Raw genomic sequence first — 14,357 nt, forward strand, 5'->3', positions numbered from 1 at the left:
AAAATATAGAGTTATGAAATATAAATCACAAAAAGTAGCGTATTGGTTCTTTGGATTATGCATGTTATTATTTGCATTACAAATTATCTATGGTTTTATTATGGGCTTTTCCCGAATCGGAATGGATGGTCTTCACGATTTTATTCCGTTCAATACAGCGAGAGCAGTTCATACTAATTTATTAGTAGTTTGGTTGTTAACCGGTTTCATGGGAGCTGCATATTATATTATTCCTGAAGAAGCGCAACGAGAATTAGTCAATGTGAAATTGGCTTATGTACAGTTGATTTCCCTTGCAGTTGTAGGAGTTTTAGCTATCGTTGGGTATCACTTTAATATTTGGGAAGGTAGAAAATTCCTTGAAATTCCAAGAGAATTAGATATTTTGGTTGTTATTAATGTTTTGTTGTTTTTGGGATTAATCCTTACCACTTTATACAAAGCAGAAAGACGAACAACAACTTCTTTAGTTTTGACGATGGGATTGGTTTTTGCCGCTTTATTATACTTACCAGGTATGATTTGGTTCGATAGCCAAGTAACTGATTCATTCTTCCGTTGGTGGGTAGTGCATTTATGGGTTGAAGGAGTTTGGGAACTAATCATGGGAGGTATTTTATCATACTTATTAATTAAACTTACTGGTGTTGATAGAGAAGTTATTGAAAAATGGTTATATGTAATTGTAGGATTAACGTTTCTTTCAGGTTTATTAGGGACAGGTCACCATTACTATTACATAGGAGTGAATAAAATTTGGTTAATTGTAGGTGGAATTTTCTCAGCATTAGAGCCTTTAGCGTTCTTAGCGATGGCATTGTTTGCAGTTTATATGTACCGAAAAGGTGAAAAATCACATCCAAACAAAATTGCTTTGTTTTGGACTATCGGTGCTTCTATTGTATCTTTTGTAGGAGCTGGGCTATTAGGATTTGCACATACATTACCACAAACGAATCTTTACACACACGGAACATTAGTAACAGCAATGCACGGACACTATGCATTCTGGGGTGCGTATGCTATGATTGTTTTAGCAATAATTAGCTATGCGTTGCCTAATTTAACAGGAAGAAAACGCTACAACAATACAAGTGGTCATATGGCTTTTTGGTTGTCAAATGTGGGAATGTTAGGAATGACAGTAGCTTTTGGAGTTGCAGGTGTAGCTCAAGTATATTTAGAACGCAAAATGAAATTAGATTTCATGGATGTTCAAAATGAAATTGCAATTCACTTCGTAGTGTTACTGCTTTGTGCAACACTTTTTACAACAGGAATTACATTATTCATTATTGAGTTTATCAAGTATGGTAAACCCACAGATGAAGCACTTGTAAAAGAAGAATAGTTATTAATTATTTTGGTTAGAAATTTAAAATTAATAGCTAACCGAGACCAAGTGCCCAGAGTTGTCGCTGCCAGCATTTGGTTTCGGTTTTTTTAAAATAGATTGTCATGATAGTAGCAGAAAAAACTATATTTTATAAAGCAGTAGGTTCAGAAATTGAAGTTTTCAATCAGATTAACCAATTGCAATTGCCTTTATTATTGAAAGGGCCGACAGGTTCAGGAAAGTCACGTTTTATCGAATATATGGCGAATGAATTAAACAAAACATTAGTCACCGTAAGTTGCCACGAAGAAACTTCAGCAACCGATTTAATTGGACGTTTCATCATTAAAGGAGCAGAAACCATTTGGATTGATGGACCGTTATCGATAGCCGTAAAAAACGGATTCATTTTATATTTAGATGAAGTTGCCGAAGCACGTCCTGATGTCATCGTAGCCATTCACTCTTTAACCGATCATAGAAGAGAACTTTTTATTGATAAATTAGGAGAAACCATCAAAGCACATCCCGATTTTCTATTAGTTGCTTCATTTAATCCAGGATATCAAAAAGGATTTAAAGAACTGAAACCGTCAACCCGTCAACGATTTGTTGCGATTTCGTTCGATTATCCAAATCCGAAAGTTGAGATGGAAATTTTAACTAACGAAACAGGAATTGAAGCCGATATTGCTCAAAAGTTAGTCGCTATCGGGACAAAAATTAGAAATCTTACCGAATTAGGTTTAACCGAAACCGTTTCCACCCGATTATTAGTTGACGCTGCCAAATTGATACATAACGGTTTGTCAAAAAGATTAGCCGTTCACGTAGCAGTGGTAGAACCTTTAACAGACGAGTCTGAAACCATTGAAGCCTTAAAAGATTTATGTGACTTAATGATTTAAAAGAATTGAAAAAATGGGCTTTGAATTAGATGAGATTATTTATAAAAAAGTACTTAAATACTTTAAAAATAAACGACTAAATGATGTTGAAATCCTTAGCCGTCAAATCAGCTTGTCCGAAATTAAACCCCGATTAACAATTTTTGCGAGAGCCATTTCTGGTACCCCAATCGAAATTTTTCCTGCCGAACGTGAAGGAGGCTATAAAAACCAAAACTTTTTCCTTCCAATTAATTGCTCATTATTTCCAACAAAAGAGGAAAACCTAAAATTCTATTTTTTTAGAACCGTGTATTTGAGTGTTCAAAAACAGTTGAATTTGAATTGGGATAATCAAGACATTTCAACTGAACTTTCTTTAGAAAAAGCCTTTGAAACTGCCCCATTAGTTATTGGAAAAATGTTTGAAGATTATCCATCCATGCAAGAGTTTTATTATGATGCAGTGCCAAAATTGCCAGTTAATAAAAAAGACCATACCGTTGATTATTTTTGGTTGTACGGAAAATGGATGAAAAACACACCCGAAGTGGAAGACGAAAATGTGTTGAAAAACTTTGATGACGCCACAAAAAAAATCCAAAATAACGTTGTAGCCGAAACCACACTTCATGCTAAAGCTGTAGAAGAAATTGAATCGCTTACGATTGACAAAAAACAACAAGAAGATTACGTGTTAATGCACAGTTTTGAGAAAATTGAAACTGCGGAAGAATTCAACGGAAATTGGCGCGATTTTGATGGTGCCGATGATTTAGAACAACATCAAGAAGCGTTAGAAGAAATGAACATGCGATTCACCGTTCGTGTGGATGATATGGTACATTCCGTATATCAAGCTGATTTTGTCGAAAATACTTCTATAACCGAAAGTGCTGAGGTAGATGAAAAAGGCTTTCATTTAAAATACAATGAGTGGGATTTTAAAAAACGAAATTACTTAACCGATTTCTGTAAAGTATATCCGAAAACCCAACTTAAAACACACGCAAATTATTATAAAAACACGATGGCAAAGTATAAAACCACTTTGAATGGTTTACGAAAGATGCTTACTAGCGTGAATAATAAAATGCAACAACAACGAAGACAATTACAAGGTGATGCTTTTGATTTAGACGCGTTAACCGATTTATATACCGATATTCATTCTGGAAAATCGCCAGACGAACGTATTTATTTATCACAAAGAAAGAAAAACAAGGACATTGCAATTTTGGTTTTGCTAGACATTAGTCTTTCAAGCGATGGTTATGCCGCAGGAAATCGGGTGATTGATGTAGAAAAAGAAGTATCTATTTTATTTGGAGAAATTCTACATGAGTTCGACATTGATTTTGCGATTGACGGATTTTATTCCAAAACCAGAAATTTCACGACCTATCTCACTTTGAAAGATTTCAATGAAAGTTGGAACAAAGCTAAACATAAAATCGGAGCGATAGAACCTAATGGCTACACTCGAATTGGTCCTGCTTTACGTCATGCAGGAGCACGAATGGATCAATTGGATGCCAAAAATAAATGGATTATCGTTCTTTCCGATGGAAAACCAAACGATTACGATAAATACGAAGGTCAACACGGTATTCAAGACATCAAACAAGCATTACGAGAACTAAACGAACGAAAAATTAATTCGTACGCCTTAGCCATCGAAGCGCAAGCCAAATATTATTTACCGCAAATGTTCGGTCAAAATCATTATCAAATATTAACATCTCCTGACGCTTTGCTGAAATCATTGGTAAAACTTTATGAGAAAATCAAACATCAATAAAATGTCAACATCAGAAACACATACAAACGTGATTGAAGGACATCCCATTCATACTTATTTCGTGGAAACCGATTTAATACATCAATTATTGGAAGAATTAAACGGGATTAATCCAAAAGAAGAATTTCAGAAATTCTATAATGTTTTTAATCATTTAGCAACAGTAGAAAAACGTTTTGAAAGAAAAGAAAATCAATTATTTCCGTTTTTAGAACAAAAAGGTTGGACAGGACCATCTCATAATATGTGGTCGTTTCATGATACCATAAGAGAAATGTTTCGCATTGTTAGAAAAAATTTGGAAGACCAAGATTATACTTCAGCCAAACATAATACCAATTTAATATCTCAAAATTTATATCGTTTACTGGAAGTAGAAGAAAATGTTTTGTTTCCGAATGCTTTAGATATGTTATCAGAAAATGATTGGATTAAAATGCGAAAAGGAGAAGAAGAAATTGGTTGGATGTTAGCCGAAGCGCTGCCAAAATTCCCAAAAGAATCGGAATACATTCATCCATCACAAGATATGGAACGAAGAACGGATGTTGTTTTTGACGAAAAAGCAGCGCATTACGATGAAGGATATATGACAGTAGAACAAGTAAACTTAATGTTCAAAACGTTACCTATTGATTTAACTTATGTAGATGAAAACGATAAAGTGATTTTCTACAATCGAGGTGAAGAACGTGTGTTTCCTAGAAGTGCCGGAATTATTGGAAGAGAAGTTCGTTTTTGTCATCCACCGAAAAGTGTAGATACCGTTTTACAAATTTTAGAAGCCTTTAGAAAAGGAGAAAAAAATGAAGCATCCTTCTGGATAAATTATAAAGAACGTCTGATTTACATTCGCTATTTCGCAGTTAGAGATGAACAAAAAAAATACAAAGGCGTAATCGAAATGTCACAAGACATCACCGAAATCAAGCAAATTGATGGCGAAAAACGATTGTTAGAATGGAAATAAACACAAAATCAATATACTATCCACCAGGAGGGATTTTAATATGGATAATCATTTACTTAGAACTCATCACTTTCGGAATGGCAATTTTAGCATTAGCATATTACGGTTCGGAAGAGCGTGAATTGTTTCACAGTAGTAGCTTAAAACTAAATAAAACAATTGGAACTATAAATACGATTCTGTTGTTAACTAGTGGTTTTTTTGTGGCTAAAGGAATTCACTTTTTTAAAACCGCTAACATAAAAAAAACTTTGTTTTATTTTATTTGTGCAATGATTGGAGGTCTTGGTTTTTTAGTTTTAAAATCATTTGAATATTACGAAAAATTAGAAGCCGGATTACACATGGATTACAATTCGTTTTTTAGATTTTATTGGTTGTTAACAGGTTTTCATTTTATACATGTTTTGGTGGGATTGGTAATTTTATTAGTAATTACTTTTTCTATCAGAAAAAAACAAACCGAAGCATCCTTTGAAGATATTGAAGCCAGTACTACTTTTTGGCATATGTGTGATTTAATTTGGTTGCTTTTATTTCCTGTACTTTATTTACTTTTTTAAATGTTAGATTATGAAAGATGCGATTTCTTCTACGTTTATTTTGTTGTTGACACTGACTTTAATTACTGCTTTTTTTGCATTTAATGTAAGTGCAGAAATTATGGTAACAACGGTTGTGACTTTAGCTTTAATCAAGTTTTGGTTGGTAGCTTTTCAATTTATGGAATTAAAAAAAGCACATCCTTTTTGGAAATATTTGATTTTAAGTTTTGGCGGTTTGATGGGAATCATTTTAGTTATTTTACTTTAAAATTTCCAATTTTTAAAGCATGATTATAATCATATATTAATCTGATGGATAGTATTTTATTTATCACTATTTATTTTGTTAAGAAATATATAGAATCCAAAAAATTAACAAAGAAAACAATATGACATTACAAAAAAACATACACACATTTCATATTCCAGTTATGGGATTAGCTTTCACTATTGATAGCCCAGTGCGAGTGGCGCAATACGGAATCGATTCTGTAATTTCTATTATGGATGACGATTTGATTGAAAAAATGACCGCTTTTTATGCCGAAAAATTCAAGCAACCTTATGAAGAAATTTCACAAAAAGTAGATGATTTTAGAGCTAAAAGAATAACAAATTACTTGAATTTACTCGATACAGTTGTTACTCAAAAGTTCGAAGCATTCAAATCGGAATTGGTAGAGAAAAGAACGCAATTAGAAGATTTTATGGCCATTTTGCCAACAACTTCTGAATTGAAAATCAAGTTAGATCATTTAATCGATTCAGGAAAAAACAACATAATTGAATTAAAAACGATTCTTGACAATCATTTTAATCCAGGAAGTATTGATGTGAATATCATGACGAAAATCGACAAGGATAATTTTATTGATGACGAACAATTGCCTGTAATCTATAACGATGCACATGCGGCTTTAAGAGGATTTGTAAACAGTATTACAAATTCATCTGTAGTTTTTTCTGCTGGAATGAATCCGAGATTGTACAGTTATATGGAAACTTTTAATGCCTTTTATCCGAATACAAACGGACAATTTCAGAAGAAAATTATTCTAAAAGTGAGTGATTTTCGTTCGGCGATGATTCAAGGAAATTTTTTAGCTAAAAAAGGACTTTGGGTTTCTGAGTATCGAATAGAATCAGGACTAAACTGTGGCGGACACGCATTCGCAACAGATGGATTTTTATTAGGTCCAATTCTAGAAGAATTTAAAAACAAGAAAGACGAATTGATTCAATCGGCATATAAACTATTTATTAATGCTCTAGCATCAAAGAATAAAACAGTTCCAAACGAACCACCTATTTTAAAAATCACAGTTCAAGGAGGAGTTGGAACAGCGGAAGAACACCAGTTTTTATTAGATCATTATCAAGTGGATGCTGTGGGTTGGGGTTCACCATTTCTTTTAGTTCCAGAAGCCACTTCAGTTGATATAGAAACCAGAAAATTGTTAGCCGACGCCAAAGAAAAAGATTTGTATTTGAGTAACATTTCGCCTTTAGGTGTTCCGTTCAATACGATTAAAGGTATGACAAATGATTTTTATAAAAGTCAACGCATCACTTCAGGAAAAGCAGGAAGTTCGTGTCCGAAAAAATATTTAGCGTTAAGTAAAGAATATAAAAAAGAAGGCACTTGTTCGGCATCAAAAAAACATCAAGACAAGAAAATAGAAGAACTAGAAGCAAAACGCAATAGTATTTCCTTCGAAGCTTACACAAAAGAATACAATTCAATCACTGAAAAATCTTGTTTGTGTGTGGGATTAGCAAATGCTAGTCATATCGAATTAGGTATCCCAATTAAGGGTCAAGCACAAGGAGTAGTGGTTTGTCCTGGACCAAATATGGCATATTTTTCAAGAGAATTTTCTTTAAAAGAGATGATTCAACACATTTACGGAAAAAAAGAAATAGAAAATCACACCGACAGACCAAATATGTTTATAAAAGAATTAGGCTTATACGTTTCGTATTTGTCGAACCAAATTAATGAATCGTTTGAAATAACATCTCAACAAATTAAAAAATGGGAAACATTTAAAGCAAATCTTTTAGATGGAATTGAATATTACAAATCGATTTTTCAAGAAAAGAACTCAAAAATTCAAAATGATATTTTACAATTGGAATTACAATTAAAGAAAATAGAATTCAATACAATTCCGGTTTAAAATATAATTACTTAATAATGAGGGTTATTTAATTTTTATAAGTAGGTTTTTGTAAAAGGCTGTTTTCATTTTTTTGAAAACAGCTTTTTTTGTTCAACAATTGTTAATAATAAAGATAAAAACATCCTTTTTTATGATTGTAATCATACTTTTAAAGCGCTCAATTTCAGAAATTTGTAGTAATAATTTTAATATTAAAATATCATGAACAAATCAATTTTACTTGTTTTATCTCTTGCTTTAGCTATAGCATGTGGTAAAAAAGAATCATCTGCTGAAGACAATTATCAGCCAGGTGGAGGTGAAGCAACAACAGAAGCTGCTGATCCGGCTTCGTATGATCCAAAACGTGGTGAAGGAAAATTCGACACTGTTGAATTAGGCGCAACATTAGACCAAGCGATGGCAACAAAAGGTGAAGAAGTTGCAGGTGTAAAATGTACATCATGTCATAAAATGACGGATGAAAAATTAGTGGGGCCAGGTTGGAAAGGCGTAACTGAAAGAAGAACGCCTCAATGGATTATGAATTTCATTACCAATCCAGATCCTATGATTGACAAAGATCCAGAAGTGCAAGCTCAACTTGAGATTTGTTTGGTTCGTATGCCTAACCAAGGTGTTTCTGATGATGAAGCCAGAGGAATTTTGGAATACATGCGTCAAAACGATGGTGTGAAATAAATGAATAAGGATGTTGGATCGGGTGAAAGTGACTCAACATCCCAAATTTTAATTACATATATCATGAAAAATAAATTTGTACAAGCAATTCTAGTAATTGTATTAGGAAGTGCTTTGGTTACTTCATGTAAACCAAAAAGTTCAGGGGATGCCGTGAGTGGAGATGCTGCCCAACGTGTCTATGTGGCACCTGGTAAATACGATGAATTTTATAATTTCGTATCTGGTGGTTTTAGTGGTCAAATGAGTGTTTATGGGCTTCCAAGCGGTAGAATGTTGAAGGTTGTTCCTATTTTCTCTGTTGATCCTGAAAGTGGATGGGGGTTTAGTGAAGAAACAAAACCTATGTTAAACACTTCAGAAGGTTTTATTCCTTGGGATGATCAACATCACTTAGAGTTATCTCAAACTAACGGTGAAGTTGATGGTAGATGGATATTTGCTAATGCAAACAACACACCACGTATCGCAAGAGTTGATTTAAAACGTTTTAAAACTTCAGAAATTATTGAGTTACCAAACTCTGCTGGTAACCACTCTTCGCCTTTTATTACTGAAAACACAGAATATGTAGTTGCTGGAACACGTTTTGGTGTACCTGGGGATTACGATAAAGGAGATGTGCCAATTAATACGTATAAAGAAAATTTTAAAGCTCACATCAGTTTTATTAAAGTAGATAAAGAATCTGGTAAAATGGATTTATCTTTCCAATTACGTTTACCAGGTGTAAATTTTGACCTTTCCCATGCTGGTAAAGGAAAATCTCATGGATGGTTTTTCTTCACTTGCTACAATTCTGAACAAGCAAATACCCTTTTAGAAGTAAATGCTTCTCAAAATGATAAAGATTTTATCATGGCTGTCAATTGGAAAAAAGCTGAAGAATATATCAAAGCTGGTAAAGGTAAAATTGAAAAAACAAAATATGCACATAACACATGGAATGACGAAACGCATACAGGAACTTCAGTAATTAAAGATGAAGTTTTAGTTTTAGACGCTATGGCAATGAAAGATATTTGTTATTTAATGCCATGCCCGAAATCACCTCATGGTTGTGATGTTGACCCAACAGGTGAATATATAGTGGGTTCTGGTAAATTAGCAGCATTAATTCCAGTATTTAGCTTTGATAAAATGGTAAAAGCTATTGGTAAAAAAGATTATGAAGGTGATTATGAAGGAATTCCAGTTTTAAAATACAACTCTGTTCTTCATGGAGAAGTTCAAAAACCAGGATTAGGACCTTTACATACTGAGTTTGATGGGAAAGGAAATGCTTATACTACATTCTTCGTATCTTCTGAAGTAGTGAAATGGGATATTAAAACATTAAAAGTTTTAGATAGAGTTCCAACTTATTACTCGGTAGGTCACTTATGTATTCCAGGTGGTGATTCAAAAAAACCTTTCGGAAAATATCTAATTGCGTATAACAAAATTACGAAAGACAGATATTTACCAACTGGCCCAGAATTAACACAATCTGCTCAATTATATGATATTAGTGGTGATAAAATGAAGCTATTATTAGATTTCCCAACTATTGGAGAACCACATTATGCTCAAGCAGCTCCAGCTGATTTGATTCGTAATAATGGACAGTTGAAATTTTATGATTTAAAAAACAATAAACATCCAAGAGTTGCCAAAGGTGAAAAGGAAACAAAAGTAGTTAGAGAAGGAAATAAAGTACATGTTTACATGACAATGATTCGTTCACACTTTTCTCCAGATAATATTGAAGGAATTAAAGTAGGAGATGATGTATATTTCCACATTACAAACCTTGAACAAGATTGGGATGTTCCTCATGGATTCTCAATTAGAAGAGCACAAACAGCTGAATTACTAATTATGCCAGGTGAGACTGCAACTTTAAATTGGAAACCATCTAAGGTTGGTATTGTTCCATTTTATTGTACAGATTTCTGTAGTGCATTACACCAAGAAATGTCAGGATACATTAGAGTTTCTCCTGCAGGAAGTAATGTGCCAATAAGTTATAGCTTAGGTACAAATTTACCAGCTTCTTCAACAAAATAATTTTTTAGGGAGCAGGAATGCTCCCTAATTTTTTTCAACCAATAAAACAAAAAATCTTCACTTAAAACTATAATTAAAAAGTCATTATTGTTTTTCTAATTGTAAGAAAAACTACAATAATTTATTTGAAACAATCTATGATTTTAACATAAAAATAGAAATCATGAAAGAAAACAATTTAACAATACTTTCTAAAGTTTTGTTAGTACTAATAGGATTATTATTTATTGGTTCATTATTTGTGCCCATGTGGAGAATTGAATTAGATGCTCCACAATACCCAGAAGGATTAATGTTACAACTTCATGCAAATAAAATTGGTGGAGATGTTGAAATAATAAATGGGTTAAATCACTACATTGGTATGGCAACTTTACATTCAGAAAACTTTTTTGAATTTACAGTTCTTCCTTATATTTTTGGTGCTTTTGCATTAACTTCATTAATTTTAGTATTCATTAACAATAGAAAAGCTGTTTTTGGCTTTCTTGTAATATTTATACTCTTTGTAATTCTTGCAGGATTTGATTTTTATAGATGGAATTACGAATATGGACATAATCTTGATCCAAATGCCGCTATAAAAGTGCCAGGCATGGCCTATCAACCTCCATTAATTGGGTATAAGCAATTGTTAAATTTTGGTGCTTATTCAATACCAGATACAGGTGGTTGGATGCTCATAGTTGCTGGGGGGATATTATTTGCAATAGTTTTAAAAGAATTCAAATTTAAAAAATCAACATAATGAAATGGTTATCTTATTTTTTAATTTTATTAGTATCGGTTTCTTGTGTAACAAAAGAAGCAGAACCAATTAAGTTAAATTCAGACGCATGTGAGTTTTGTAAAATGAAAATTTCAGACGGAAAATTCGGAGCAGAATTAATTACTAATAAGGGAAGAATTTATAAGTTTGATGATATGCATTGTATGATTAGTTATCACAAAGAAAATCGAACAACAAATATTCAATCTTTTTATATTCATGATTTTAGTGAAAATAATATATTGATTTCTGCTGAAACTGCTTTTTATGCGAAAGGAGGGGAGATTAATAGCCCAATGCGTGGCAATATAATTGCAGTAAAGACAGAGGAAGAAGCAAATACAGTAATGGAAAAATATAAAGCAAATCCAACATCTTGGAGTGAAATAATTAAATAAAATCAAATCAAATGAAATATTTTTTAATTATTTTCCTTTTTTTTTCACTTTCTCTAAAAGCTACCACTATTCACGTAGGTAAAAAATATGCGATTAAGTCTGTTAAAAGAGGGATTAGTTTAGCTAAAGTGGGTGATACAGTTATTGTACATAGTGGATGGTACAAAGAAGGAAATATAATAATTGATAAAAAAATTGTTTTTTTAGGAAAAGATTTACCTGTTTTAGATGGTGAAAAAAAGCATGAAGTTTTATCAATACACGCTGATAGTGTTGTAGTTGATGGTTTCAAGGTAATACGAAGCGCTTATGCAACTATTACAGATCCATGCGGCATCAAAGTTTACAATAAAAGTCATGTTTTAATTCAAAATAATGTTTTAGACGATAATTTTTTTGGAATATATTTACAAAATTCTCAAAACTGTATTATTAAAAATAATACACTAAAGGCATATGGAAAAGAAGAGCAAAAATTAGGCAACGGAATACATTGTTGGAAATCAAAAGATATTTTAATTATTGCTAATCGAATTGAAGGTCACCGAGACGGAATATATTTCGAATTTGTTACGAGTTCCGTAATTTGGAGAAATATTGCTAATAACAACATACGATACGGATTACATTTCATGTTTTCAAATGACGATGCTTATATTACTAATGTTTTTAAAAATAATGGTGCTGGAGTAGCTGTTATGTTTACCAAAAATGTAAAAATGTTCAATAACTATTTTGAGGAAAATTGGGGAGATTCGGCCTATGGGTTATTGCTGAAAGAAATTTCAGATAGTTATATTTTCAATAATCGATTCGCTCAAAATACTTCCGGAATTTACATGGAAGGAACTTCCCGAATTAAAGTAGAAAAAAACGTTTTTAAATCAAATGGTTGGGGAATGAAAATCCAAGCTAGTTGTATGGATAACGAAATTGTAAACAATAATTTTTTAAAAAACACTTTTGATATTAGTACCAATGGTAGCTTGGTTTTAAACACATTCAATGCTAATTATTGGGATAAATATGAAGGTTATGATTTAAATAAAGATGGGATGGGCGACGTTCCTTATCATCCGCTCAGTTTATTTGCTGTACTTACCGAAAACACGCCTTCTGCCATGTTGCTGTATCGAAGTTTTATGATAACGCTTTTAGATAAATCTGAAAAAGTATTACCTAGTATAACACCAGATAATTTTATTGATAATAAGCCCTTAATGAAGTCAATGCCACTATGATTGAGATAAAAGACCTGAATAAAAAGTTTGGAAAATTTGAAGTTTTAAAGAACATCAATCTTTCTTGTAAAAAAGGAGAATGCATCGCTTTAATTGGTCCAAACGGATGTGGAAAAACCACTTTAATAAAAGCGGTTTTAGGAATGGTTCTGCCTGATACCGGAACAATTCATTTTAACGGAAACTCTGTTTTAGGAGAATATCAGTACAGAGAAAAAATTGGCTATATGCCACAGATTGGAAGATATCCAGATAATATGACTATTGGTCAAATTATCGAAATGATAAAAAAAATTCGAAATTCTTCAAACAATTTGGACGAAGATTTATTCAATGCTTTCGAATTAGAGAAAATGTTTGATAAGCAAATGCGAACTTTATCTGGTGGAACCACACAAAAAGTAAGTGCGGTTTTGGCGTTTCTTTTTAATCCAGAGGTGCTTATTTTAGACGAACCCACCGCTGGTTTAGATCCGCTAGCTGCTGAGGTATTGAAAGAAAAAATTATCAAAGAGAAAGAAAAGGGCAAATTGATTTTGATTACCTCGCATTTACTAAGTGAATTAGACGATTTAATTACTGAAATCATTTTCATGCAGGAAGGAAAAGTGCATTTTCATCAAAAAGTAGACGAGTTAAAAGCGAATACTGGAGAAGAAAAAATCTCAAAAGCGATTGCTAAAATTTTAAAGGACAAAAAAAATGAATCGAATAATTAAAATCATCTTATCAGATATCATCAGAAATAAGATTGTTCTAGCTTACACGCTGATTTTGTCAATTTTATCTTGGAGTTCTTTTGCGTTGGAAGATAATTCTGCAAAAGGATTATTGACTATCTTAAACGTAATTTTATTTACAGTTCCATTGGTTTCAATATTATTCGCGACTATTTATTTGTACAACAGTGCTGAGTTTATTGAGCTTTTGCTAAGTCAACCTATAAAAAGAAGAAAAATTTGGTTGAGCTTGTTTTTCGGACTTTCATCGGCAATGGTTTTTGCTTTTTTTATTGGAGCAGGGATTCCGTTGTTAATTAATTCTCCAGATAGTATCGGTTTTATGATGTTGCTCAATGGATGTCTAATTTCCGTCATATTTGTTGCTTTGGCTTTTTTGAGTTCAATTTTAACCCGAGATAAAGCAAAAGGAATTGGTTTAGCGATAATGATTTGGTTGTATTTCGCACTATTATTTGACGGAATGGTATTGTTTTTATTGTTTCAATTAGCCGAATATCCAATTGAAAATATGATGGTAGGTATTACCGCTTTTAGTCCGATAGATTTGGCTCGAATTCAAATTTTATTGCATTTAGATGTTTCAGCAATGATGGGGTACACTGGCGCTATATTTAAAGATTTTTTTGGTACATCCATTGGTTTAATTGTTTCTTTTGTATTGTTAAGTTTGTGGGCAATTATTCCCTTTTTCATTTCATTGCGAAAATTCAACAAGAAAGACTTATAACAGAAATTTGCTTTTCTACTAAATCAA

The 14,357-nt window shown here is 32.4% G+C and carries 14 protein-coding genes; all 14 read left to right on the forward strand.

Translation table 11 applies throughout. The features are described from left to right. Nucleotides 1-13 precede the first annotated feature (13 nt). Complete coding sequence (locus OLM52_RS00160; protein WP_264549144.1) at nucleotides 14-1,351, forward strand: cbb3-type cytochrome c oxidase subunit I; 1,338 nt, start codon at nucleotides 14-16, stop codon at nucleotides 1,349-1,351. A gap of 107 nt (nucleotides 1,352-1,458) precedes the next feature. After that, nucleotides 1,459-2,244, forward strand: coding sequence for a CbbQ/NirQ/NorQ/GpvN family protein (locus OLM52_RS00165; RefSeq protein WP_264549145.1), 786 nt, complete (start codon nucleotides 1,459-1,461; stop codon nucleotides 2,242-2,244). A gap of 13 nt (nucleotides 2,245-2,257) precedes the next feature. After that, nucleotides 2,258-4,024 (forward strand): nitric oxide reductase activation protein NorD, encoded by a 1,767-nt coding sequence (locus tag OLM52_RS00170; protein WP_264549146.1) that lies wholly within the window; start codon nucleotides 2,258-2,260, stop codon nucleotides 4,022-4,024. 1 nt (nucleotide 4,025) lies between these two features. Beyond that, nucleotides 4,026-4,994, forward strand: a complete 969-nt coding sequence (locus OLM52_RS00175; RefSeq protein WP_264549147.1) for a DUF438 domain-containing protein — start codon at nucleotides 4,026-4,028, stop codon at nucleotides 4,992-4,994. Beyond that, nucleotides 4,985-5,557, forward strand: coding sequence for a cytochrome c oxidase subunit 3 (locus tag OLM52_RS00180; RefSeq protein ID WP_264549148.1), 573 nt, complete (start codon nucleotides 4,985-4,987; stop codon nucleotides 5,555-5,557). The genes OLM52_RS00175 and OLM52_RS00180 overlap by 10 nt, the downstream gene beginning before the upstream one ends. A 10-nt stretch (nucleotides 5,558-5,567) precedes the next feature. Beyond that, complete coding sequence (locus OLM52_RS00185) at nucleotides 5,568-5,807, forward strand: cytochrome C oxidase subunit IV family protein (protein ID WP_264549149.1); 240 nt, start codon at nucleotides 5,568-5,570, stop codon at nucleotides 5,805-5,807. A 121-nt stretch (nucleotides 5,808-5,928) separates the two neighbouring features. Continuing rightward, a complete protein-coding gene (locus tag OLM52_RS00190; RefSeq protein ID WP_264549150.1) occupies nucleotides 5,929-7,719 on the forward strand; it encodes a hypothetical protein in 1,791 nt (596 codons plus the stop codon). Nucleotides 7,720-7,923: 204 nt separating this feature from the next. After that, on the forward strand, nucleotides 7,924-8,403 hold the full coding sequence (locus OLM52_RS00195) for a c-type cytochrome (RefSeq protein ID WP_264549151.1): 480 nt from the start codon (nucleotides 7,924-7,926) through the stop codon (nucleotides 8,401-8,403). Between the two features lie 63 nt (nucleotides 8,404-8,466). Next, nucleotides 8,467-10,452, forward strand: a complete 1,986-nt coding sequence (gene nosZ / locus OLM52_RS00200; RefSeq protein ID WP_264549152.1) for a Sec-dependent nitrous-oxide reductase — start codon at nucleotides 8,467-8,469, stop codon at nucleotides 10,450-10,452. Between the two features lie 163 nt (nucleotides 10,453-10,615). Beyond that, on the forward strand, nucleotides 10,616-11,200 hold the full coding sequence (locus OLM52_RS00205) for a hypothetical protein (protein WP_264549153.1): 585 nt from the start codon (nucleotides 10,616-10,618) through the stop codon (nucleotides 11,198-11,200). Next, a complete protein-coding gene (locus tag OLM52_RS00210) occupies nucleotides 11,200-11,619 on the forward strand; it encodes a nitrous oxide reductase accessory protein NosL (protein ID WP_264549154.1) in 420 nt (139 codons plus the stop codon). The genes OLM52_RS00205 and OLM52_RS00210 overlap by 1 nt, the downstream gene beginning before the upstream one ends. Before the next feature lie 11 nt (nucleotides 11,620-11,630). Beyond that, nucleotides 11,631-12,860: a nitrous oxide reductase family maturation protein NosD gene (locus OLM52_RS00215; RefSeq protein ID WP_264549155.1), complete on the forward strand. Its 1,230-nt coding sequence runs from the start codon at nucleotides 11,631-11,633 to the stop codon at nucleotides 12,858-12,860. Further along, on the forward strand, nucleotides 12,857-13,579 hold the full coding sequence (locus tag OLM52_RS00220) for an ABC transporter ATP-binding protein (RefSeq protein ID WP_264549156.1): 723 nt from the start codon (nucleotides 12,857-12,859) through the stop codon (nucleotides 13,577-13,579). The genes OLM52_RS00215 and OLM52_RS00220 overlap by 4 nt, the downstream gene beginning before the upstream one ends. Then, complete coding sequence (locus OLM52_RS00225) at nucleotides 13,563-14,330, forward strand: ABC transporter permease (protein WP_264549157.1); 768 nt, start codon at nucleotides 13,563-13,565, stop codon at nucleotides 14,328-14,330. The genes OLM52_RS00220 and OLM52_RS00225 overlap by 17 nt, the downstream gene beginning before the upstream one ends. The last annotated feature ends 27 nt before the right edge of the window (nucleotides 14,331-14,357 follow it).

The organism is Flavobacterium sp. N2820 (assembly GCF_025947285.1).
In the GTDB taxonomy this organism is placed as follows: domain Bacteria; phylum Bacteroidota; class Bacteroidia; order Flavobacteriales; family Flavobacteriaceae; genus Flavobacterium.

Bases quoted from the DNA above. Each gene is read 5' to 3' on its own strand.
- OLM52_RS00160 (WP_264549144.1), top strand. From the start codon at position 14: ATGAAATATAAATCACAAAAAGTAGCGTATTGGTTCTTTGGATTATGC.
- OLM52_RS00165 (WP_264549145.1), top strand. From the start codon at position 1,459: ATGATAGTAGCAGAAAAAACTATATTTTATAAAGCAGTAGGTTCAGAA.
- OLM52_RS00170 (WP_264549146.1), top strand. From the start codon at position 2,258: ATGGGCTTTGAATTAGATGAGATTATTTATAAAAAAGTACTTAAATAC.
- OLM52_RS00175 (WP_264549147.1), top strand. From the start codon at position 4,026: ATGTCAACATCAGAAACACATACAAACGTGATTGAAGGACATCCCATT.
- OLM52_RS00180 (WP_264549148.1), top strand. From the start codon at position 4,985: ATGGAAATAAACACAAAATCAATATACTATCCACCAGGAGGGATTTTA.
- OLM52_RS00185 (WP_264549149.1), top strand. From the start codon at position 5,568: ATGAAAGATGCGATTTCTTCTACGTTTATTTTGTTGTTGACACTGACT.
- OLM52_RS00190 (WP_264549150.1), top strand. From the start codon at position 5,929: ATGACATTACAAAAAAACATACACACATTTCATATTCCAGTTATGGGA.
- OLM52_RS00195 (WP_264549151.1), top strand. From the start codon at position 7,924: ATGAACAAATCAATTTTACTTGTTTTATCTCTTGCTTTAGCTATAGCA.
- nosZ (WP_264549152.1), top strand. From the start codon at position 8,467: ATGAAAAATAAATTTGTACAAGCAATTCTAGTAATTGTATTAGGAAGT.
- OLM52_RS00205 (WP_264549153.1), top strand. From the start codon at position 10,616: ATGAAAGAAAACAATTTAACAATACTTTCTAAAGTTTTGTTAGTACTA.
- OLM52_RS00210 (WP_264549154.1), top strand. From the start codon at position 11,200: ATGAAATGGTTATCTTATTTTTTAATTTTATTAGTATCGGTTTCTTGT.
- OLM52_RS00215 (WP_264549155.1), top strand. From the start codon at position 11,631: ATGAAATATTTTTTAATTATTTTCCTTTTTTTTTCACTTTCTCTAAAA.
- OLM52_RS00220 (WP_264549156.1), top strand. From the start codon at position 12,857: ATGATTGAGATAAAAGACCTGAATAAAAAGTTTGGAAAATTTGAAGTT.
- OLM52_RS00225 (WP_264549157.1), top strand. From the start codon at position 13,563: ATGAATCGAATAATTAAAATCATCTTATCAGATATCATCAGAAATAAG.